Source organism: Nonomuraea sp. NPDC049309 (genome assembly GCF_043196965.1).
Taxonomy (GTDB): Bacteria; Actinomycetota; Actinomycetes; order Streptosporangiales; family Streptosporangiaceae; genus Nonomuraea; species Nonomuraea fastidiosa.
Map to the genome: position 1 here is coordinate 2,075,125 of NZ_JBICSH010000001.1, position 18,399 is coordinate 2,093,523.

The 18,399-nt window shown below is 72.1% G+C and carries 19 protein-coding genes and 1 riboswitch; of the genes, 11 read left to right on the plus strand and 8 right to left on the minus strand.

Annotation, left to right across the window (positions count from 1 at the left end):
- Positions 1-6 precede the first annotated feature (6 nt).
- The 3 genes from ACGFIM_RS09290 to ACGFIM_RS09300 all read left to right on the plus strand — a co-directional run bounded on the left by ACGFIM_RS09290 (position 7) and on the right by ACGFIM_RS09300 (position 3,091).
- On the plus strand, positions 7-1,431 hold the full coding sequence (locus tag ACGFIM_RS09290; protein ID WP_393197129.1) for an amino acid permease: 1,425 nt from the start codon (positions 7-9) through the stop codon (positions 1,429-1,431).
- Positions 1,428-2,294, plus strand: coding sequence for a universal stress protein (locus ACGFIM_RS09295; protein WP_393197132.1), 867 nt, complete (start codon positions 1,428-1,430; stop codon positions 2,292-2,294). Before ACGFIM_RS09290 ends, ACGFIM_RS09295 begins: the two co-directional genes overlap by 4 nt.
- Before the next feature lie 302 nt (positions 2,295-2,596).
- A complete protein-coding gene (locus ACGFIM_RS09300; RefSeq protein ID WP_026214021.1) occupies positions 2,597-3,091 on the plus strand; it encodes a transcriptional regulator in 495 nt (164 codons plus the stop codon).
- 1,326 nt (positions 3,092-4,417) lie between these two features.
- Here the strand turns inward: ACGFIM_RS09300 and ACGFIM_RS09305 are convergent.
- The 3 genes from ACGFIM_RS09305 to ACGFIM_RS09315 form a co-directional block, all read right to left on the minus strand.
- Positions 4,418-4,864, minus strand: coding sequence for an SAV_6107 family HEPN domain-containing protein (locus ACGFIM_RS09305; RefSeq protein WP_364054994.1), 447 nt, complete (start codon positions 4,862-4,864; stop codon positions 4,418-4,420).
- A 1,219-nt stretch (positions 4,865-6,083) separates the two neighbouring features.
- Positions 6,084-6,275 (minus strand): ferredoxin, encoded by a 192-nt coding sequence (locus ACGFIM_RS09310; RefSeq protein WP_393197135.1) that lies wholly within the window; start codon positions 6,273-6,275, stop codon positions 6,084-6,086.
- A gap of 6 nt (positions 6,276-6,281) precedes the next feature.
- Complete coding sequence (locus tag ACGFIM_RS09315) at positions 6,282-7,481, minus strand: cytochrome P450 (RefSeq protein ID WP_393197138.1); 1,200 nt, start codon at positions 7,479-7,481, stop codon at positions 6,282-6,284.
- Between the two features lie 95 nt (positions 7,482-7,576).
- Between ACGFIM_RS09315 and ACGFIM_RS09320 the strand changes: the two genes are divergently transcribed.
- Complete coding sequence (locus ACGFIM_RS09320) at positions 7,577-8,182, plus strand: TetR/AcrR family transcriptional regulator (protein WP_393197141.1); 606 nt, start codon at positions 7,577-7,579, stop codon at positions 8,180-8,182.
- 393 nt (positions 8,183-8,575) lie between these two features.
- Complete coding sequence (locus ACGFIM_RS09325; RefSeq protein ID WP_393197144.1) at positions 8,576-9,145, plus strand: hypothetical protein; 570 nt, start codon at positions 8,576-8,578, stop codon at positions 9,143-9,145.
- Here ACGFIM_RS09325 and ACGFIM_RS09330 read toward each other — a convergent pair.
- A complete protein-coding gene (locus ACGFIM_RS09330) occupies positions 9,142-9,969 on the minus strand; it encodes a peptidoglycan-binding protein (protein WP_393197147.1) in 828 nt (275 codons plus the stop codon). The two genes, ACGFIM_RS09325 and ACGFIM_RS09330, sit on opposite strands and share 4 nt — an antisense overlap.
- A 99-nt stretch (positions 9,970-10,068) precedes the next feature.
- Between ACGFIM_RS09330 and ACGFIM_RS09335 the strand changes: the two genes are divergently transcribed.
- Both ACGFIM_RS09335 and ACGFIM_RS09340 read left to right on the plus strand, forming a co-directional pair.
- Entirely contained in the window at positions 10,069-10,545 is a 477-nt protein-coding gene (locus ACGFIM_RS09335) for a YbaK/EbsC family protein (protein ID WP_393197150.1), read from the plus strand.
- A gap of 10 nt (positions 10,546-10,555) precedes the next feature.
- Positions 10,556-11,128: a GNAT family N-acetyltransferase gene (locus tag ACGFIM_RS09340; protein WP_393197153.1), complete on the plus strand. Its 573-nt coding sequence runs from the start codon at positions 10,556-10,558 to the stop codon at positions 11,126-11,128.
- 193 nt (positions 11,129-11,321) lie between these two features.
- On the opposite strand, the gene metF is transcribed toward ACGFIM_RS09340, so the two are convergent.
- The gene (gene metF, locus ACGFIM_RS09345) at positions 11,322-12,242 is read right to left on the minus strand and encodes a methylenetetrahydrofolate reductase [NAD(P)H] (RefSeq protein WP_393197156.1); all 921 of its coding nucleotides are present in this window, start codon (positions 12,240-12,242) and stop codon (positions 11,322-11,324) included.
- Between the two features lie 93 nt (positions 12,243-12,335).
- On the opposite strand from metF, the gene ACGFIM_RS09350 reads away from it, so the two are divergent.
- The gene (locus ACGFIM_RS09350) at positions 12,336-13,403 is read left to right on the plus strand and encodes a polyprenyl synthetase family protein (protein ID WP_393197159.1); all 1,068 of its coding nucleotides are present in this window, start codon (positions 12,336-12,338) and stop codon (positions 13,401-13,403) included.
- Between the two features lie 268 nt (positions 13,404-13,671).
- Here the strand turns inward: ACGFIM_RS09350 and thiE are convergent, their stop codons facing one another.
- Genes thiE through ACGFIM_RS09365 form a run of 3 tightly spaced genes read right to left on the minus strand, consistent with a single transcriptional unit; the run spans position 13,672 to position 15,865 of the window.
- Positions 13,672-14,319, minus strand: a complete 648-nt coding sequence (thiE, locus tag ACGFIM_RS09355; RefSeq protein WP_393197162.1) for a thiamine phosphate synthase — start codon at positions 14,317-14,319, stop codon at positions 13,672-13,674.
- Positions 14,297-14,671, minus strand: a complete 375-nt coding sequence (locus ACGFIM_RS09360; RefSeq protein WP_393197165.1) for an Rv2175c family DNA-binding protein — start codon at positions 14,669-14,671, stop codon at positions 14,297-14,299. The genes thiE and ACGFIM_RS09360 overlap by 23 nt, the downstream gene beginning before the upstream one ends.
- Before the next feature lie 30 nt (positions 14,672-14,701).
- Complete coding sequence (locus ACGFIM_RS09365) at positions 14,702-15,865, minus strand: NAD(P)/FAD-dependent oxidoreductase (RefSeq protein WP_393197168.1); 1,164 nt, start codon at positions 15,863-15,865, stop codon at positions 14,702-14,704.
- Between the two features lie 70 nt (positions 15,866-15,935).
- Positions 15,936-16,052: riboswitch (TPP riboswitch) on the plus strand.
- Here ACGFIM_RS09365 and ACGFIM_RS09370 point away from each other — a divergent pair.
- The 3 genes from ACGFIM_RS09370 to ACGFIM_RS09380 all read left to right on the plus strand — a co-directional run bounded on the left by ACGFIM_RS09370 (position 16,040) and on the right by ACGFIM_RS09380 (position 18,391).
- Positions 16,040-17,446 carry an FAD-dependent oxidoreductase gene (locus ACGFIM_RS09370; RefSeq protein WP_393197171.1) on the plus strand — a complete coding sequence of 469 codons (1,407 nt, stop codon included), beginning with the start codon at positions 16,040-16,042 and terminating at the stop codon, positions 17,444-17,446. It overlaps the preceding riboswitch by 13 nt.
- A complete protein-coding gene (gene thiS, locus ACGFIM_RS09375) occupies positions 17,443-17,643 on the plus strand; it encodes a sulfur carrier protein ThiS (RefSeq protein ID WP_378787721.1) in 201 nt (66 codons plus the stop codon). The genes ACGFIM_RS09370 and thiS overlap by 4 nt, the downstream gene beginning before the upstream one ends.
- Positions 17,636-18,391: a thiazole synthase gene (locus tag ACGFIM_RS09380; RefSeq protein WP_393197174.1), complete on the plus strand. Its 756-nt coding sequence runs from the start codon at positions 17,636-17,638 to the stop codon at positions 18,389-18,391. The genes thiS and ACGFIM_RS09380 overlap by 8 nt, the downstream gene beginning before the upstream one ends.
- Positions 18,392-18,399: the final 8 nt, after the last annotated feature.

The following is an 18,399-nucleotide window of genomic DNA, read 5'->3' on the forward strand; positions in this document are numbered from 1 at the left end:
GCGCGCGTGACACTGGTCCGACGGCTGCTGCGTACCAAGCCGACGAGTCGCATCGTGGCCGAGGGCGGTCACGGCGAGGGCGGCGAGCTGCGCCGCACGATGTCGCTGTGGCAGCTCACGCTGTTCAGCGTGGGCGCCACGCTCGGCACGGGGATCTTCGTGATCCTCGGGCAGGCGGTGCCCAAGGCGGGGCCCGCGGTGGTGCTGTCATTCGTGCTGGCGGCGGTCACGGCGCTGTTCTCCGCGCTGTCGTACGCCGAACTGGCCGGGACGATCCCGGTGTCCGGCTCGTCCTACTCGTACGCGTACGCGACGCTGGGCGAGCTGGTGGCCTGGATCTGCGGCTGGTGCCTGATGCTGGAGTACGCGGTCTCCGTCGCGGCCGTGGCGGTCGGCTGGGGCGAGTACGTCAACGCGTTCCTGGACTCGGCGTTCGGGTTCGCGCTGCCCGACGCGATCACCCGCTCCCCCGGCCAGGACGGCGGTGTGGTGAACGTCGCCGCCATCGTCATCGTGCTGCTGGCCACCTGGCTGCTGCTGTACGGCGCGTCCGAGAGCGCCACCGCCAACGCCGTCTTCGTGCTCATCAAGGTCGCGGTGCTGGCGTTCTTCTGCGCGGTGGCGTTCACCGCCTTCGACTCGGGCAACCTCGCGCCGTTCGCGCCCATGGGGCTGGCCGGCATCACGGCGGCGGCCTCCCAGGTGTTCTTCTCCTACATCGGCTTCGACGCCGCCTCCACCGCGGGCGAGGAGGCCAAGAACCCCAAGCGCGACCTGCCGCTCGCGATCCTGCTGTCACTGCTCATCGTCACCATCGTGTACGTGGCGGTGGCCCTGGCCGCGATCGGGGCGATGCCGTGGCAGGACTTCGACCCCGAGGGCACCGAGGCGAGCCTGTCGCACATCGCCGACCTGGCGCTGGGCACCACCTGGCCGGGGCTGATCGTCTCGTTCGGCGCGGTCATCGCGATCGCCAGCGTCGTGCTGACCGTCATGTACGGCCAGACCCGCATCCTGTTCGCGATGTCGCGCGACGGCCTGATCCCGCGCGTCTTCCAGCGGGTGAACCCGCGCCGCCAGGTGCCGGTGCTCAACACGCTCATCGTGGCCGGGTTCATCTCCCTGCTGGCCGGGCTGGTGCCGCTCGGGCAGCTCGCCGAGGCGACCAGCATCGGCACGCTGTTCGCGTTCGCCATCGTCAACGTCGGCGTGCTCGTGCTCCGCTACCGCAGCCCCGAGCTGCCGCGCAGCTTCAAGACGCCGCTGTTCCCCGCCACGCCGGTGCTCGGCGCGATCTTGTGCCTCGTCGTGATGGCGGGGCTGGCCGGCGTGACGTGGCTGGCCTTCGCGCTGTGGATGCTCGTCGGCCTGATCTGTTACTTCCTGTACGGCTATGGCCATTCGCGGCTGAATGCCGAGGTGTCTGAATGAAGCTCGACGACGTGCTGGCCGGATATGTGCCGGGTCCCCGCGGGAACGACGGGCTCGCGCTGGCCGTGCTGCTCAAGCGGCAGGCGCACGCCAGGCTGTCGGTCGCGTACGTGCGGCCGCCCGCGGTCACCACGCCTGGGCCCGCGCGGGCCGAGGAGAGCGCGTGGCTTGCATACCTGCGCGAACAGGCCGATTCCGCGCTCGCCCAGGCCCGCGAGCTGGCCGGCGACGACGCCGACTACGTGGTGACCGCCCATCGCGGCAGCGGGCGCGGCCTGGTGGAGCTGGCGCGCAGGCGCGGCGCCGACGTCGTGGTGATCGGCCCGGCCCCGGGCGGCGCCAAGGGCCGCATCAGCCTGGGCAGCACCGCCGACCAGTTGCTGCACTCCTCCTCCGTCCCCGTCATGCTCGCGCCGCGCGGCTTCGCCGATGCGCCCCCTGCCGCCTTCGACCGGGTCACGCTCGCCTACCGGCGCGGCCCGGGCTGTGACCAGGCGGTCAAGGTCGCGGCCAGGACGGCGGCCACGCTGGACGTGCCGCTGCGCCTGGTCACGCTCGTGCTCAGCAGCGGCAGGCGGGCGAGGATCGAGGAAGAGATGCTCATACGCCTGCGCGACCAGGCCGCGGCCGACCTGCGCGCGGCGGCGCGCGGCCAGCGACGGCGCTCCCCCGTGGAGGTCGAGGTGCTGGAGGGCCGCAACGTGGCGCAGGCGCTCGCCGCGACCTCGTGGCTGCCCGGCGAGATGATCATATGCGCTTCGAGCGACACCGGGCCACTCAGGAGGGTCTTTCTCGGCGACACCTCCATCAAGATCCTCAAGGCCGCCACCCGTCCCGTCATGATCTTGACCAGGCAGCCCTGACCTGGTGTCGATTCCTCGTCAAACTCTGACGAAGTACTGTTACCAGCGCGACATGAGGGGCGAATGTGGCGATCCCTACCGGACCGGATTCGGCATCTTTTTTCCAATCAGCTTGACCTCAGGCGTCCACCCCTTTACCGTCACTGTGCGTAACCACACCGCGCGGCGTTCTGGGGTAAACCCAGGGCCATGGCTACCGATGGTGCCGAGCCCGGCACCAGACCCCCCGGTGGCCCGGGCATACGCCGCGAGGGAGCACAATCTACTGAGAGCGATACATACGAGAGCCGGGGGGCCACACCATGCCGTCTGAGTACGCAAAGTCGCTGGGTGCACGACTCCGCGCCATCCGCACCCAGCAGGGCCTGTCCCTGCATGGAGTCGAAGAGAAGTCTCGTGGCCGGTGGAAAGCCGTCGTCGTGGGGTCGTACGAGCGTGGCGACCGCGCCGTGACCGTGCAGAAGCTTGCCGAGCTTGCCGACTTCTACGGGGTGCCCGTCTCCGAGCTGCTGCCGGGCGGAGCCGCCCCCAGCCCGCTCGGGCCGACGCCCAAGCTTGTGATCGACCTGGAGCGCCTCGCCACGCTGCCGAAGGAGAAGGCCGGCGCGCTCGCCCGCTACGCCGCCACCATCCAGAGCCAGCGCGGTGACTACAACGGCAAGGTGCTGTCGATCCGCCAGGAGGACCTGCGCTCCCTGGCGGTGATCTACGACAAGTCGCCGAGCGAGCTGACCGAGGAGCTCATCAGCTGGGGCGTTCTCGACGCCGAGGCCCGCAGGGCCGTCGAGTCGTTCTGAGCCCTCCGCGATCCCCGGACCGGTGCCGGGGTCCGTACGGCTCCCGAGGCTGCGCCCCTCGGGCCGTCCGGCCCCCGGCCTTCCGGCCGGGCATCGCGGGAGGCGCCGCTTGCGAGGTCACCCGCTCACTGAAGGCTCGCCGTCCCGCGGCGAGCCTTCAGCACGTCCCGCTCAGGACCGCGGCCCTCGTACCGCCGAGCCCGCTCCCCGGGACGGCTGGGGCCGTGGCGCCCGCGAACACCGCCGCGGCCCACGAAGGCCCCGCAGAGGGGACCCGTGGGACCGGTCACCGCCCGCGAGACCCGCCGGACTCACCACCCACACCGACGGCAAGACCGGCCGGGCTAACGGACGCCCGCCACCGGCGAAGAGAGCCACCAGCAAAAGGAGCTCCAGCGGCGGAGTGAGAGCCGACGGCGAAGGAAACACCGGCAGCCGAGGGAGAACCGACCGCAGAGGAAACCCAGCGGCCGAGGGAGAACCCTCCGCGGACTGCGGGCCAACGGCGGAGTGCGGACCAGCGGCCGAGTGAGAGCCGGCGGCGAGGATCGGGCTTCGAGCGGACCGCCACCATATCCTGCCTGCACGCGCAAGCGCTGAAGCCTGAGTGCATCGGCACAGCTGCGGACCGCCATTTGGCCATCTACCCGGCGAAGGCCCCAGCCCCGACGGACCGGCCGCCCCAACGGACCGGCCTCCGCCGCCCTTACCCGCCAGGCGAGCGCCCACCGCACACAGCAGGACCAGCCCGGTCCGCCACGGCGCGATCAGCGCTCCGTTGGCGGCGGAGCGACCTGACGGCTCCCGTGGGAGAACCCCGTCGCCCGTCACCGGGCCGACTGCCCATCGCCCACAGCGGCGCCGACAAGGGGCGGCCGGGGAAGTCCGTCTCTAGTGACGCAGTCGGCTCGGCTGTCGTGGTGCGGGATCAGGCCAGATGCCGCGCCGCACACAGACCTACCGCCGTAGCGCGGTCTCAGGCCGACCGGCACGGCGCACTCGGGCGAGCCGCCGAGATGCAGAAACAAGCCAACTACCGAAGCACAGCCACATCAACCGCCACGACCCAAGGCCAGACCGACCGGCACGGCGCACTCAGGTGAACCGCCGAGATGCAGGAAGCCAACTACCGAAGCACAGCCACATCAACCGCCACGACCCAAGGCCAGACCAACCGGCACGGCGCACTCAGGTGAACCGCCGAGAGGCGGGGCATGGCTCGCTGCTGCGGCACAGTCAGGTCAGCCGCCGTGGTGCGGGGTCAGGGTGGCGGCTGCGGCGGGGTGGCATCGCGCCGGCCCCGGTGGGAGGAGCCGGGTGGTGGAGTCAGCCTGCCAGTGGGACGTCCACTGGCAGCTGGGGCTGGCCCGGCACGCCGAGCAGGTCTTCGACCGTGCAAACGAACGTCTCGGCCTCGGCGAGGATCTCGTCGGCGTCGGCCTGGCTGACGCGCCGCACCATGCCCGCCTCGGCGGCGGCGCGCTTGGCGGCGGTCGTCGTAAAGTAGGCGGCCCACTCGGCCAGCTCGGGCTCGACCTCGGGCAACTGCTCCCACGCGCTGCGCAGGCGCCGCCTGCGGCCCTCCATGGGCCGGGGATGGGCGGCCAGGATCGCCGCCGCCGCGCGCAGCGCCGCCAGGTGGGCGGCGACGTAGCGCGATGCCGGGGTGCGAGCGGCGCTCGCCTCCGCCAGGCACGAACGGGAATCGGTCAGGTGTGCCCGAACCGCAGGCGACAGCCGGGGCCCGGGCGTTTCTCTAGGCCGTGGTGCCATCTTGCGCGCCTCCTTTGGAGTCGTGGGCGGCGCCGGCGTCTCCGCCGGTGGTGACAACAATCGCAGACGCCACCGACATTTCCGCCGGGCCGGCCGGACGAGGAGCTTCCCCTCTCCCCGTCCGGCCAGGACACGCCCACTCGCCTCCGCCGACGACGAGGACGTGCCCTTCGCCCAGGGAGCCTGGCCGCGGGGGCTCGCTGGGGTAGCGACGTCCGCGACCAGGCCCGTGTGACGTTGAGCCGCGAGCCTCACCGTCACTAGGTCGAACATAATTTCGATCACGCCACGTTGTCAACCGGTTCGCGAACAAAGGTTCGATGACCTTGAAGCGAGGCCGCCCACCCGCGCGCACGCTCTGCATGGCTTCCTGGAGCCGGAGAACGGCCCGCTGCTGCAGGACCTGGCCGAGATCGCCGACGACGTAAGGGGTTAGTCCCGTCGAGTGACGTGGAAGCGGAGGCCGCAAACCTCGCATGCAGTGACGAGACCGCATGAAAAACCCGCCGTCGTGATGACGGCGGCGGCGTGAACGGCGGTGAAGGTGGCGGTCTCACAGCCGCGATGTGATGCCGGAGGCCGCGAAGGCCCTGAGCGGTCATGTTGTCCGTGGAATGCGCTTGGAGGGGCAGCCCCGCGCCGAACGACCTCGTGCAGCAGCAGCCGCCTCACGGGCACGGAGCGGGCACGGAGCGGGCACGGAGCGGGCACGGAGCGCGCTCTCGGCACGAACGAGTGCCGGCCCGCGGGCCTCGGCGATCGGCACCAGGCCCCGCCAGGCGGGCACGAAGCGGACGGTCGGCAACACCCACACAACACAGCCACGCGGACTCGAAGCGAGCGGTCGGCCTCGGCGCGCGCAGCACAGGCGCAGGGTCGAAGTGGACGGTCGGCCTCGGTGTCGGGAGCGCAGGCAGGCGCCTGAGACGGGCCGCCCGTCTCACGCCCCGCACGGCCGCCCGTCTCACGCCCGACGCGCCTGCGCGAGCGTGGTCGGTGGCGCGGTGCCGCTCCACAGGCCCGCCGCTGCGCGGCCCTTCCCGCACCCCTGACGGACCGCTCGGCCGCAGTGGCACGTTCGCGGTTGCGCCGTGCGGGGCGCGGCCGGTCCCGGCGTGTCCCGCGCGGGAGGGGGCGGCTCCATGCGCAGGTCGTGCCCGGGTGGCCGGCCGCGGTGCGAGCGCCGCCTGGGCGGCCGGTCGCTCGGCGGCTCAGGGCCTCACTCGATCGAGATGGCGCCTGAGGGGCACAGGGTCACGGCGCGCCGCACGGCGTCCTCGAGGTCCTCCGGCGGCACGTCCTGCAACAGCACGACCGTGCCTTCCTCTTCGCTCTGGTCGAAGATCTTGGGCACCGTCAGCGCGCACATGCCCGCCCCGATGCACACCGATTCGTCTGCCTTGATTTTCATGCTGACCTACCAAGTGACAGGGAGGCGGTGCACTCCATAGATCGACATGTTCGAGCGCATCGGCACCTCCTCGGGTGTTACCGCCAAGCGTAGGCCAGGCAGGCGCCGCAGCAGCGCAGGGTAGGCGATGCGCATCTCCGCGCGGGCGAGCTGCTGGCCGAGGCACTGGTGGATGCCGTGGCCGAAGGTCAGGTGGCCGCCGGCGGGGCGGGTGAGGTCGAGGTGCTCGCCGCCGGGGAAGCGTTCGGGGTCGCGGTTGGCGGCGGGCAGGTGGAGGGTGACGGTCTCGCCCGCCTTGATCGTGACGCCTTCGATCTCGACGTCCTGGGTCGCCGTGCGGACGGGCCCGAGGTGGATGATCGTCAGGTGGCGCAGCAGCTCCTCGACGGCGTTCTCGGCCAGGGAGGGGTCGTCGCGCAGCAGGGCGAGCTGCCCGGGGTTGGTGAGCAGCGCGTACGTGCCGAGCCCCAGCATGTTGGCGGTCGTCTCGTGCCCGGCGACGAGCAGCAGCACGCCGACCCCGGTGAGCTCCTCGTCGTTCAGCTCGCCGCTCTGGACGAGCCCGCTGAGCAGGTCGTCGGCCGGCTCCTCGCGCTTGCGCTGGATGAGCCCCTGCAGGTACGCCCAGATCCGCCCCAGCGCCGCCACGGCGTCGTCGGCGCCGGCTTCCAGGTCGGCGAGGGTCCTGGAGTTCTTCTGGAACGTCTCCCTGTCCTCGTACGGCACCCCGAGCAGCTCGCAGATCACCAGCGACGGGATCGGCAGCGCGAACTCCTCCACCAGGTCGGCCGGAGCGCCCTTGGCCTCCATGGCGTCGAGGCGGTCGTCGGTGATCTGGGCGATGCGCGGTTCGAGCATCTTCATCCGCCGCACGGTGAACTGCCCGGTCAGCAGCTTGCGGAAGCGGGTGTGCTCGGGCGCGTCCGTACGCAGGAAGAACCCCGGCGGCAGCTTGAAGTCGCGTTGAGCGAGTTCCAGCCGGGTGGAGGCGATCGGCGGGTGCTGCGTCTCCGGGCGGTTGCTGAAGTGCGGGTGCGCCAGGACGGCGCGGGCGGCGGCGTAGCCGGTGACGAGCCAGCCGAGGTGGCCGTCGGCGTACGTCATGCGGTGGATCGCCCCGTGCTGCCGCAGGCCCGTGACCTCGTCGGGCGGGTCGAGCGGACGCTGGCGGGTCATGGGCAGGGTCAGCGGGGACGTCTCGGTCATGGTCGGCTCCTTTCCTTCGCTCACCCCCAGAAAACCTCAACGAGTGAAAAAATGCAACGAGTGAAAAGAATAATCTCGTGCTCTATAGTTCGGCCATGGTCGAAGGTCTGCGCGAGCGCAAGAAGCAGCGCACCCGCCAGGCGCTGATCCAGGCGGCGCTGCGGTTGTTCGAGGAGAAGGGGTACGAGGAGACGACGCTTGCGGAGATCGCCGCGGAGGCCGAGGTGTCCACGCGCACGTTCTTCAGCTACTTCGCCAGTAAGGAGGACGTGCTCTTCTTCGACTCCCAGCAGCGGCTCGACAGGGCGATGGCGCGGCTGGCGGCCAAGCAGCCCGGCCAGACGGTGGCCGGCATGCTGCGGCAGTTCCTCGAGGACAGCATCGAGCAGGTCATCACCGGCACCGGCGCGTACGGCGCCGCGGCGCTGCGGGCGCGGCTGGTGCTGACCGTGCCGTCGCTGCAGGCGCGGGCGCTGCACCTGCTGCTCGACAGCCAGCTCACGCTGGCCAAGGCACTGCACGAGGCGTTCCCCGACCGGCTCACCCGGCAGGACGCGGGGGCCGCCGTCGGCGCGCTGATCGGCGCGGTCATGCTGACGGTGATGACGTGCGTCGACGAGGGCAAGCCCGTCGACGAGATCATCGCGGCCGTGCGCAGGGCCGGGGATGTCACGATCGCCGGGCTGCAATCACTCGGCTAGCGGCTTGCCGTCCGGGCCGGCCCCGGGCTCACCAGGGAACCGGGCCCTGCTCGCCGAAGAAGTGGCGAGCCGGACGTCCTCGCCTGCGCCCGAGCACGCCACCTCCCCGGCCCCGGCCGCCTTCGTCCGCGCGGCCGCCGTGGCGGGCGAGGCGACGGGCCACGGCGGGGAGAGCGGGGAGACAGCGAGGCGAGGGGCGCCCTCGCCCGTGCTCGCAGGCGTGTGAACACTCCAGGACGCCCTCACGGCCACCGCCGGGATCACCAGGAGGCAGAATGACGGGCACCGGACGGCGAACCGATCACGCGGTCCGACGACCGGGCCGAGCCACCGGCCCGATCCGGTGAGAAGCCGGCTTGCGACGGCCGAGCCGACGAGCGGGAAGGAGATCGCATGGCGGGCAAGGGACGACCGGCCGGTCTCGTGCTGCTGGCCCTGGGTCCCGTGCTGGCGGCGGCGTACGCGGGCGCCGGGTATCTGGGCGTCCGCGCGGCGGTGCGCGCGCAGATCGCCGACCCCGGGTGGGAGGGCGGCAGGATCGACGCCTCGGGCATGACGACGACCGGCGCGGACGCCTGGGGGATCATCGCGCTGACGGCGCTCGTCGCCGGGCTGGTGGCGCTCGCCTACCTGGTCATCGGCCTGCTGTTACGGCGTCCGCGCCGGGGCCGCACGGCGCTGCTGGTGGTCTCGGGGCTGCTGATCCTGCCGTACGCGCTGTCGTTCGTCATCGCGCTGCTCAACCCGGCGCGGGCGCTCGCCGCCCTGGGCGATCAGGCCGGCTTCGTGGCGGGGCTGCCCGACTGGCAGTCGTACGCGGCGTACCTGATCCTCATCGGTGGGCTGGCGCAGGCCGTGGGGGTGGTGATGGCCGCCACCGACGGCAGGCGCGCGGCGGCGGGAACGGCTGAGCACGCCCGGGAGAGCCCGCCGAGCCTGCAGCGGCCCGGCGGGGGCTCCTAGCGGCGGAACTTGCCCCTGACGTGCACCGGTACGCCCTTGCCGAGCAGGCCTGGCAGCTCCTCAGCGACGTTCATGGGCATGCGCACGCAGCCGTGCGAGGCCGGATAGAGCGGCACCGACAGCGCGCCGTGGAAGGCGATGCCGCCGTTGAAGAAGATCGGGTTGTACAGCTCGCCCAGGTACGACCTGTGCCAGCCGCTGACCCGCCACGTCGTGCGGTAGTCACCGGTGGGGGTGGTCGCCGAGCCGCAGAAGCGCTGCTTCCTGCCCTGCCAGGTGGCGGTCTCGCAGTAGGGGATGCCGCTGCCCGACGAGATGTGGCTGATCAGCTTGAGCCGGCCGCCGACGTACAGCGTCATCACCTGCCTGGTCAGATCGACCTCGGCGCGGGTCGGCCGGCCGTTCGGCACCAGCACGCGCGGCGCTTTCGGCGTCTCCAGCGCCTCCCACGTGCGGCGGGCGATGGTGCTGGTCGGCTTGATCCCGTTGACCTTCTGGAACGCCCACACGGCGGCCAGGGTCGTGGTCCCGTACTGGCCGTCCACCTTGCCGGGCCGGTAGCCGAGCTCGATCAGCCGTTTCTGCAGCCACTTGACCGCCGATCCCTTGGCGCCGAGCCGCAGCGTCTTGCGCGGCGCCACCACCGCGGGCTCGGGCTCGGCCGCGGGCGCGCTCTTCCCCGCCGCGGGCGGTGCGACGGAGGCCGCGAGGCTGCTCGTGGGCGGGGCGGCCGTACGTAAGGTGCTCTGCGTTCCGCAGCCCGAGACGACGACCGCGCCGGCCGTCAGGAGGGCAGCCACCCCGGGCAGCCGTGGAAACCCCACAGGTACCACCTCTCACAATCCGTACAGAACAGATCACGGGACCATACACCAGTCACCATGAATCGGTAATCGGGCGGCCATTCTGTTTAGAGTGTCCCCATGTCTGAGAAGTTGCCGCCGAACGCCGTCATCGTCGAGTCCGCGCTGCGCGAGCGGGGCGCGACCGGCGAGATCGTGGTCCTGCCGGAGAAGGCCCCCACGGCCGCGGCCGCCGCGGCCCAGCTGGGCTGCGAGGTGGGCGCCATCGCCAACAGCCTGATCTTCGACGCCGACGGCGCTCCCCTGCTCGTCCTGACCAGCGGGGCGCACCGGGTCGACACCGAGCTCATCGCGCGTACGGCGGGCGTCCAGCGGGTGCGCAGGGCGACGCCGGAGTTCGTCAGGGCGGCGACCGGCCAGCCGATCGGCGGCGTGGCCCCGGTGGGGCATCCGGCTCCGGTGCGCACGCTGGTGGACAACTGGCTGAGCAAGCACGAGGTGGTGTGGGCGGCCGCGGGGCACCCGCACACGGTGTTCCCGACGACGTTCGACGAGCTGGTGCGGATCACCGGGGGTACACCGGTGGACGTCGAGTAGTGTGCGACGGGTGATCGAGTTTCGCGGAGCCGGTCCGGCCCAGTTCACCGAGCGGCTGGACACGGTGATCGACATCTACACGGCGGCCATGAACCCGCCTCTCGACCAGATCACCGGGCGCCAGACCATCATGCGCAATCACGCGACATATCCCTATTTTCAGTGCTATTTCGCGGAGTTGCGTGATTCATCCCCGGGTGGGGGCGATGCGGAACCCCGTATCGTGGGCTTCGCCTACGGCTTCCGCGGCGCGCCCGGCCAGTGGTGGCACGACGTCGTCGTCCGCGGCCTCGCCGACCGCATCGGCCAGGAGGCCGCGCAGGCCTGGATGGGCAACGCCTTCGAGCTGGCCGAGATCCACGTGCACCCCGACTACCAGGGCAAGGGCATCGGCCGCCAGATGATCAGGACGCTGTGCGCGGGGCGGCGCGAGCGTACGGCCATCCTGTCCACGCACGACAAGCCCACGGCGGCCCGCCACCTTTACGCCAGCATGGGCTTCATGGATCTGCTCACGAAGTTCGTCTTCCCCGGCGGTCACGAGGAGTACGCGATCGCGGGCCGCCGGCTCCCGCTCACCTGACCCGGGCGACCTGCTGGAGACGGCGTGACCGCAGGTTTACCGGAGATGACGCACGGGCATCTTTCATAACAGAAAGTAGCCGACACTTTACCCACCGTCTAGTGTCCCCTGCCCGTCACCCGCCCGGTCCCCCTGCGGGCGGGTGGCGGGCTCCCCTTTACACGGCAAGCCGCCTCACGCGGGCAGGCCGGACTTATGCGGGCAGGCCGGCGAGCTGCAGCCGCTGGAACACCTCGCGTGACGCGCTCGACCGGTTGAACGTGATGAAGTGGATGCCGGGCGCGCCCTCGTCGAGCAGCCGCTGGCACAGCTCGGCGCCGTGGTCGATGCCCAGCGCCCGCACCGCCGCCGGATCGTCCTTGACCTCCTCGAAGCGGGCGGCGACCTCGGGCGGGAACGGCGCCCCCGACAGCTGCTCGGAACGAGCGATCGTACTCATCTGGGTGACCGGCATGATGCACGGGATGATCGGCGTCTCGCACCCCTTGGCCGCCACCCGGTCCCGCAGCCGCAGATAGTCGTCGGCCCTGAAGAACATCTGCGTGATCGCGAAATCGGCGCCGGCCCGGCACTTGCGCACGAAGTATTCGGTGTCCGACTCGATGGACGGCGAGCGCGGGTGCTTGTACGGGAAGGCGGCCACGCCCACGCAGAAGTCGCCGGACTGCCGGATCAGCCGCACCAGCTCTTCCGCGTACGTCACGCCCTCCGGGTGAGGCACCCACTCGCCGGTGGGGTCGCCCGGCGGGTCGCCGCGCACGGCCAGAATGTTGCGCACGTCGGCGTCGGCGAAGCGGCCTATGAGATGGCGCAGCTCGCGCACGGAGTGGTTGACGGCCGTGAAGTGGGCCACCGGCGTGAGCGTGGTGTCGTGGGCGATGCGCTCCACGATGTCGACCGTGCGATCCCGGGTGGAGCCGCCCGCGCCGTACGTCACCGAGACGAACGTCGGCCGCAGCGACTCCAGCTCCCTGATCGCGCGCCAGAGCTGCCGCGCACCCTCGTCGGTCTTCGGAGGGAAGAACTCGAACGAGAACGACCGGGCGCCGGAGGCCAGCATTTCGCGGACCGTCGGGACGCGATCGGGCCGGACGGAGGGTCGACCAAGAGCCATGGCGATAAGGCTACCCCGAGAAACTTCTGTCGCACCGGCCAGAGCGGCACCTCCGAGATCGATCTGCGCACTCTCGGCCATTACTCTCAAGGCATGACCACTGACGCCGCCGGCATGGAGATCCTGCGCGCCCATGTGGAGAGCGCGCTCGCGGAGTTCGTCGAACGAAAGCTCCCGGCCGGGGGCGAGCCCGAGTTCGTGCCATTGCGCACGGCCGCCGACGCGCTGCTGTCGGGCGGCAAACGGCTGCGGCCGGCCTTCTGCTACTGGGGCTGGCGCGGCGCGGGCGGCGTCGACGAGCCCGCCGTGTTCACCGCCGTCGCCTCGCTGGAGCTGCTGCAGGCCAGCGCGCTGGTGCACGACGACGTGATGGACAAAAGCGACCTGCGCAGGGGCATGCCGTCGGCGCACCGCCGCTTCCAGGCGATGCACGAGAGCTCGGGCTGGCACGGCTCGTCGGCGCAGTTCGGCGAGGGAGCGGCGATCCTGCTGGGCAACCTGCTGCTGCTCTGGTCGGGCGAGATGTGGCGCACCTGCGGCCTGCCGCACGAGGCGCTGGAGGCGGCGCAGCCCCTCCACGACGACATGCGCAGCGAGCTGATGTGCGGCCAGTACCTCGACCTGCTGGAGCAGGCCACCGGGGAGAACACCTTCGACTCGGCGCTGCGGGTGGCGCTCTACAAGAGCGGCAGGTACTCGGTCGAGCAGCCGCTGCGGCTCGGCCTGGTGCTCGCCGCCCGCGAGCTGACGCCGTGGATGGACGAGCTGTGCACCGGGTACGGCCAGCGCGTCGGCATCGCCTTCCAGCTCCGCGACGACATCCTGGGCGTCTTCGGCGACCCGGCGGAGACGGGCAAGCCCGCCGGTGACGACCTGCGCGAGGGCAAGCGCACGATGCTGGTGGCGCGCACCCTCGCCGCCGCCTCCCCCGCCGGGGCCGCCACCGTGCGCCGGCTGCTCGGCGACCCCGGCCTCGACGAGCGGGGCGTGGCGGAGCTGCGCACGATCATCGAGGACAGCGGGGCGCTGCAGGAGTGCGAGGACCTGATCTCCGACTATCTCGGCCAGGCGCTGACCGCGCTGGAGGCGGCGCCGGTCACGGCGGAGGCCCGTGCGGCGCTGACCGAGCTGGCGATCGCGGCGACGTCCCGTAAGACCTGACGCGCGCCGCCTGATCGGGTACGCCTACGCCTGACGCGGGAGCGCTCCCGCGTCACGGGCGAACCCGCCCCGGCTGCCGAGGGGCGCGCCGGAGCCCCGTGCCGGGCGCCGGCCCCGGTACCGCCCTCCACCGCCGCCAGGCCCCAGCGGGTGAGAGATCGCGGGCCAGGAGGTCTGGACGGACGCGGGAAAGACGCGGAAGAGCGGCGAAGGCCGCCGGAGAAAGACGGGAGGCGCCCGTGCGGGGAGCGCGGGCGCCTCGGAGGTTTCAGCGGGCCGGCCCGGCGGCCAGCCGCTTGGCGAACTCGGCCGCGGCCGCCCCTGGGTCGTCGGCCTCGGTGATGGCGCGCACGACCACCACCCGGGTCACGCCGTACGACATCACCTCGTCGAGGTTGCCCAGGTCGATGCCGCCGATCCCGAACCACGGGCGCGAGGTGCCGAGCGAGGCGGCGTGCCGCAGCAGCGGCGGCCCCGGCGCGGGGCGTCCGGGCTTGGTGGGGGTCGGCCAGATCGGGCCGCAGCAGAAGTAGTCGACGCCCTCCTCCACGGCCGCGGCGGACGCCTCGGCCGCGGAGTGGGTGGACCGTCCGATGAGGATGCCGTCGCCGAGTATCTCTCGCGCGACGCTCACCGGAAGGTCGTCCTGCCCCAGGTGGAGCACGTCGGGCCGGGCGGCGTAGGCGATGTCCGCCCGGTCGTTGACAGCGAGCAGTTTGCCGTGCCGGTCGCAGGCGTCGCGGAAGACCTCGAGCAGCGCGAGTTCTTCGCGCGCCTCGAGACCCTTCTCCCGCAGCTGGATGATGTCCACACCGCCCGCCAGCACGGCGTCGAGGAACTCCGCCAGATCGCCGCGGTCGCGGCGGCCGTCTGTGCAGAGGTAGAGGCGGGCCTCAGAAAGCGAGGGCTTGGGCACGCCGCTTGACCTCTGTGTGACGCCCTGCCCTGATCGCCTCGATGGGCGACCCGGGGAGCGAGTCGTCGGGGGTGAAGAGCCAGCGAAGCGCCTCGACGTCGTCGAAACCGGCGTCCTGCAGCACGGTGAGCGTGCCGGGCAGGCCCTTCATCACGTCCTTTCCGTCGAGGAACTTCGCGGGCACCTGCGGCCCGCCGCTGCCGCGGCGCACGCCGAGCAGCTTGTGGTCCTTGAGGAGTTGCTTGGCCCGGCCGATCGGAAGCTCGAGGCGCTGGGCCACTTCGGGGAGGGTGAGCCACTCGTCGACGAGCTGCTCGGTCTCCCGGTCGATCTGTGCAACAGAAAGCGTCACGAAACCACAACTACCACATGGCGTGCTTGCTCAAACAACACAATCTCGTAGGGGTACCTGTGGATCTACCAGGCGTTCCGTGTCCAGCCGGTGACCCGCTTCGATGATGCGCCGGCCCTGGACGAGGTCCCGCGGCCGGTCCACGGCGAGCACCGCGGTGAGCCCGTCGTCCGGAGTGAGCCAGACGGCCGACCACTTGCCTTCGGGCTCGCCCCGGTACACGAGCCGGTCGGCGCCGGTGTGGTGCCCGGCGTACTGGAGCATGTGGCCGAACTGCTCCGACCAGAAGTACGGCACCGGGTCGTAGACCGCCTCCTCCCCCAGCAGCGTCGCGGCGGCGACGTCGGGGGCGTTGAGCGCGGTGTCCCAGTGCTCGACCCGCATGCGGGTGCCCCAGCGGCGCGACCACCAGGCGGCGCAGTCGCCCACCGCGACCACACCGGGCAGCGAGGTGCGCAGGTGCTCGTCGGTGACGACGCCGTTGTGCAGGTCGATGTCGGCGTTCGCGAGCCATTCGACGGCCGGGCGCACGCCGATGCCGGTGACGACCACGTGGGATTCGACGAACTCGCCGCCCACCAGGCGTACGCCGCCCTCTTCGACCGACTCGACCATGGTGCCGAGCCGCAGATCGATGCCTTCGTACCAGGGGATCGTGCGCCCGCCGAGCTCCGTGCCGATCGCGGCGGCGAGCGGCGTCCGCGCCGCCTCGATGACCGTGACCGCGCAGCCCGCGCGGCGGGCGGCGGTGGCGACCTCCGCGCCGATCCAGCCCGCGCCGATGACCGTGACCCGCGCTCCGGGCACGAGCATCACGCGCAGCTCGTGGGCGTCGTCGAGGGTGCGCAGGACGTGCTGCGGGCCGTCGCCGGGCAGCCTGATGGGCTCGGCGCCGGTGGCGATGACCAGGCCGTCGTAGGGGAGCTCACCCTCGGTGGTCTCCACGACGCCCGCGCGCAGCGACGTGGCCGCGACGCCAGGCCGGAAGTCCACCTGGAGGGCGTCGAGGTCGGTGTCGATGAAGCTGGTGTCGGCCTCGCCCTTCAGCACCGCCTTCGACAGCGGCGGGCGATCGTAGGGGCGGTGGCGCTCCTGGCCGAGCAGCGTGATGCGGCCGCCGAAGCCGCGCCCGCGCAGGGCCTCCACCGTACGCACACCCGCGAGACCCGCTCCCACCACCACGACATGGTTCACGTTCATGACCATAACGGGGACCCTAAGGGGCCGGTGCGTGCGTCCCCTACCGAGGTCGTAGGCTGTGGACGGTAAGACGCGCGGGAGTCCGGCCGTGACCGGGCTGAGAGGAAGGCTGTGACGGGCCTTCGACCGCAAGACACCTGATCCGGATCATGCCGGCGAAGGGAGCGCATGATGGACGTGATCGTGGGCGGCGGGGTCGTCGGGCTGTCCGTGGCCTGGCGGCTCGCACGCGAGGGACGGCCGGTCACCGTGGTCGATCCCGCGCCCGCCACCGGGGCCTCCCACGCGGCCGCCGGGATGCTGGCGCCGGTGAGCGAGGTCACCTACACCGAGGCGCCGCTGCTGCGGCTGGGCCTGGCGGCGCTGAGCCGCTGGCCGGCCTTCGCGGCCGAGCTGGCCGAGGACGCCGGCCTTCCCGCCGGCGAGGTCTCCCCCGCCGCCTTGGCCCGCGGCCCCCGTTCGGCCGCCTCCGCGCCCCTCGGCGCGCACGCCCCGAAGGACCCGTCCGGCTCGGGCGGGCGTGGCTTCGCGAGCGCCGGGCCCGATGCGGGTGGGCGCGATTCCGCGGGCGGGCTGGATCTGCGGGCCGAGGGAACGCTGGACGTCGCGTTCGGCTCCGACGACCTGGCGATGCTGGACGAGCTGGCCGCGTTCATGGAGAAGCTGGACCTGCCGGTCGAGCGGCTGACCGGGCGCGAGTGCCGGCGTCTGGAGCCGATGCTGGCCCCCTCGGTGCGCGGCGGGCTGCTCGCGCCGGGCGACGCCTGGGTGAACCCGCGGCGGGTGACGGCGGCGCTGCTCACCGCTCTGGAGCGGCGCAGCGTTCCCCTGGTGCGGGCGCGCGTCAGCGAGCTGGTCCGTACGAACGGCGCCGTCACGGGCGTCCGCCTGGCGACACCCACCGGGGCACCGGCGACCGGCCTGCGCCTCGGCGGTCACCACGCCGGTGGACCGCCTGCCGCGCCGCACCCCGCGGAGACCGGCGGCCGCGCGGGCGCGGGTGCCGGTGACGCCGCCGGGCGGGCCGATCGCAGCGGCCGGGCCGGTGAGTGGGCCGACGGCGACGTGCTGGCGGCCGACCGGGTGGTGCTGGCGGCCGGGGCGTGGAGCGGTGAGCTGGCCGACGTGCCGGTGCGCCCGGTCAAGGGCCAGATCATGCGCCTGCGCTCGCCGCAGCCGCTGCTCACCCACTGCGTGCGCGGCACCGTTCACGGCTCGCCGGTCTACCTCGTTCCCCGGGGCGACGGCGAGCTGGTGGTCGGGGCCACGCAGGAGGAGCTGGGGTTCGACACATCGGTGACCGCGGGCGGCCTGTACGAGCTGCTGCGCGACGCCAGGGAGCTGGTGCCCGGCGTCACCGAGCTGGAGGTCGCCGACGTGGTCGCGGGCCTGCGGCCGGGCACCCCCGACAATCTCCCGGTCATCGGCCCGGCGAGGACTCCGGGGCTGACGTACGCGACCGGGCACCACCGCGGCGGGGTGCTGATGGCCCCGCTGACGGCGGCCATCCTGATGGGCGAGGAGAGCGAGCTGGCGACGCTGTGCTCGCCAGGGAGGTTTCAGGAAATTTCATGATTGTCACGATCAACGGGTCCGAGCGCGAGGTGGCCGACGGCACCACCGTGGCGGAGGCCGTACGGACGCTGACGACGGCCACCACCGGCGTGGCCGTGGCCGTGAACGACGAGGTGGTCACCCGCAGCGCCTGGGAGACGACGGCGCTCAGCGACCGTGACCGCGTGGAGGTGCTGACGGCGGTGCAAGGTGGATGAGCTGATCATCGCCGGTGAGAAGTTCTCCTCCCGGCTCATCATGGGCACCGGCGGCGCGCCCTCGCTGGAGGTGCTGGACCAGGCGCTGGCCGCGTCCGGCACCGAGCTGACCACGGTGGCGATGCGCCGGCTCGATCCGTCGGCGCGCGGTTCCGTGCTGGACGTGCTGAACAAGCGCAATATCAAGGTGCTGCCGAACACGGCGGGCTGCTTCACGGCGGGCGACGCCGTGCTGACGGCCCGGCTGGCCAGGGAGGCCCTGGGCACCAACTGGGTCAAGCTGGAGGTCATCGCCGACGAGCGCACGCTGCTGCCCGACCCGATCGAGACGTTCGACGCGGCGGAGCGGCTGGTGGCCGAGGGGTTCGTGGTGCTGCCGTACATCGGGGACGACCCGGCGCTGGCCCGCCGCCTGGAGCAGGCCGGCTGCGCGGCCGTCATGCCGCTGGGCGCGCCGATCGGCTCCGGGCTCGGCATCCGCAACCCGCACAACATCGAGCTGATCGTGGAGGCCGCGTCCGTGCCGGTGATCCTCGACGCGGGCATCGGCACGGCCAGCGACGCCGCGCTGGCGATGGAGCTGGGCTGCGACGCCGTGCTGCTGGCCACGGCCGTGACGCGGGCGCAGCGGCCCGACCTGATGGCGGCGGCGATGAAGCAGGCGGTGATCGCCGGGCGGCTCGCGTCCCAGGCGGGCCGCATCCCGCGCCGCCGCTACGCCGAGGCGTCCTCCCCCATGACGCCGTGACACGCTCC

Bases quoted from the DNA above. Each gene is read 5' to 3' on its own strand.
- ACGFIM_RS09315 (WP_393197138.1), bottom strand. From the start codon at position 7,481: ATGACCGAGACGTCCCCGCTGACCCTGCCCATGACCCGCCAGCGTCCG.
- ACGFIM_RS09325 (WP_393197144.1), top strand. From the start codon at position 8,576: ATGGCGGGCAAGGGACGACCGGCCGGTCTCGTGCTGCTGGCCCTGGGT.
- ACGFIM_RS09300 (WP_026214021.1), top strand. From the start codon at position 2,597: ATGCCGTCTGAGTACGCAAAGTCGCTGGGTGCACGACTCCGCGCCATC.
- ACGFIM_RS09320 (WP_393197141.1), top strand. From the start codon at position 7,577: ATGGTCGAAGGTCTGCGCGAGCGCAAGAAGCAGCGCACCCGCCAGGCG.
- thiS (WP_378787721.1), top strand. From the start codon at position 17,443: ATGATTGTCACGATCAACGGGTCCGAGCGCGAGGTGGCCGACGGCACC.
- ACGFIM_RS09295 (WP_393197132.1), top strand. From the start codon at position 1,428: ATGAAGCTCGACGACGTGCTGGCCGGATATGTGCCGGGTCCCCGCGGG.
- ACGFIM_RS09305 (WP_364054994.1), bottom strand. From the start codon at position 4,864: ATGGCACCACGGCCTAGAGAAACGCCCGGGCCCCGGCTGTCGCCTGCG.
- ACGFIM_RS09350 (WP_393197159.1), top strand. From the start codon at position 12,336: ATGACCACTGACGCCGCCGGCATGGAGATCCTGCGCGCCCATGTGGAG.
- metF (WP_393197156.1), bottom strand. From the start codon at position 12,242: ATGGCTCTTGGTCGACCCTCCGTCCGGCCCGATCGCGTCCCGACGGTC.
- ACGFIM_RS09370 (WP_393197171.1), top strand. From the start codon at position 16,040: ATGATGGACGTGATCGTGGGCGGCGGGGTCGTCGGGCTGTCCGTGGCC.
- ACGFIM_RS09310 (WP_393197135.1), bottom strand. From the start codon at position 6,275: ATGAAAATCAAGGCAGACGAATCGGTGTGCATCGGGGCGGGCATGTGC.
- ACGFIM_RS09335 (WP_393197150.1), top strand. From the start codon at position 10,069: ATGTCTGAGAAGTTGCCGCCGAACGCCGTCATCGTCGAGTCCGCGCTG.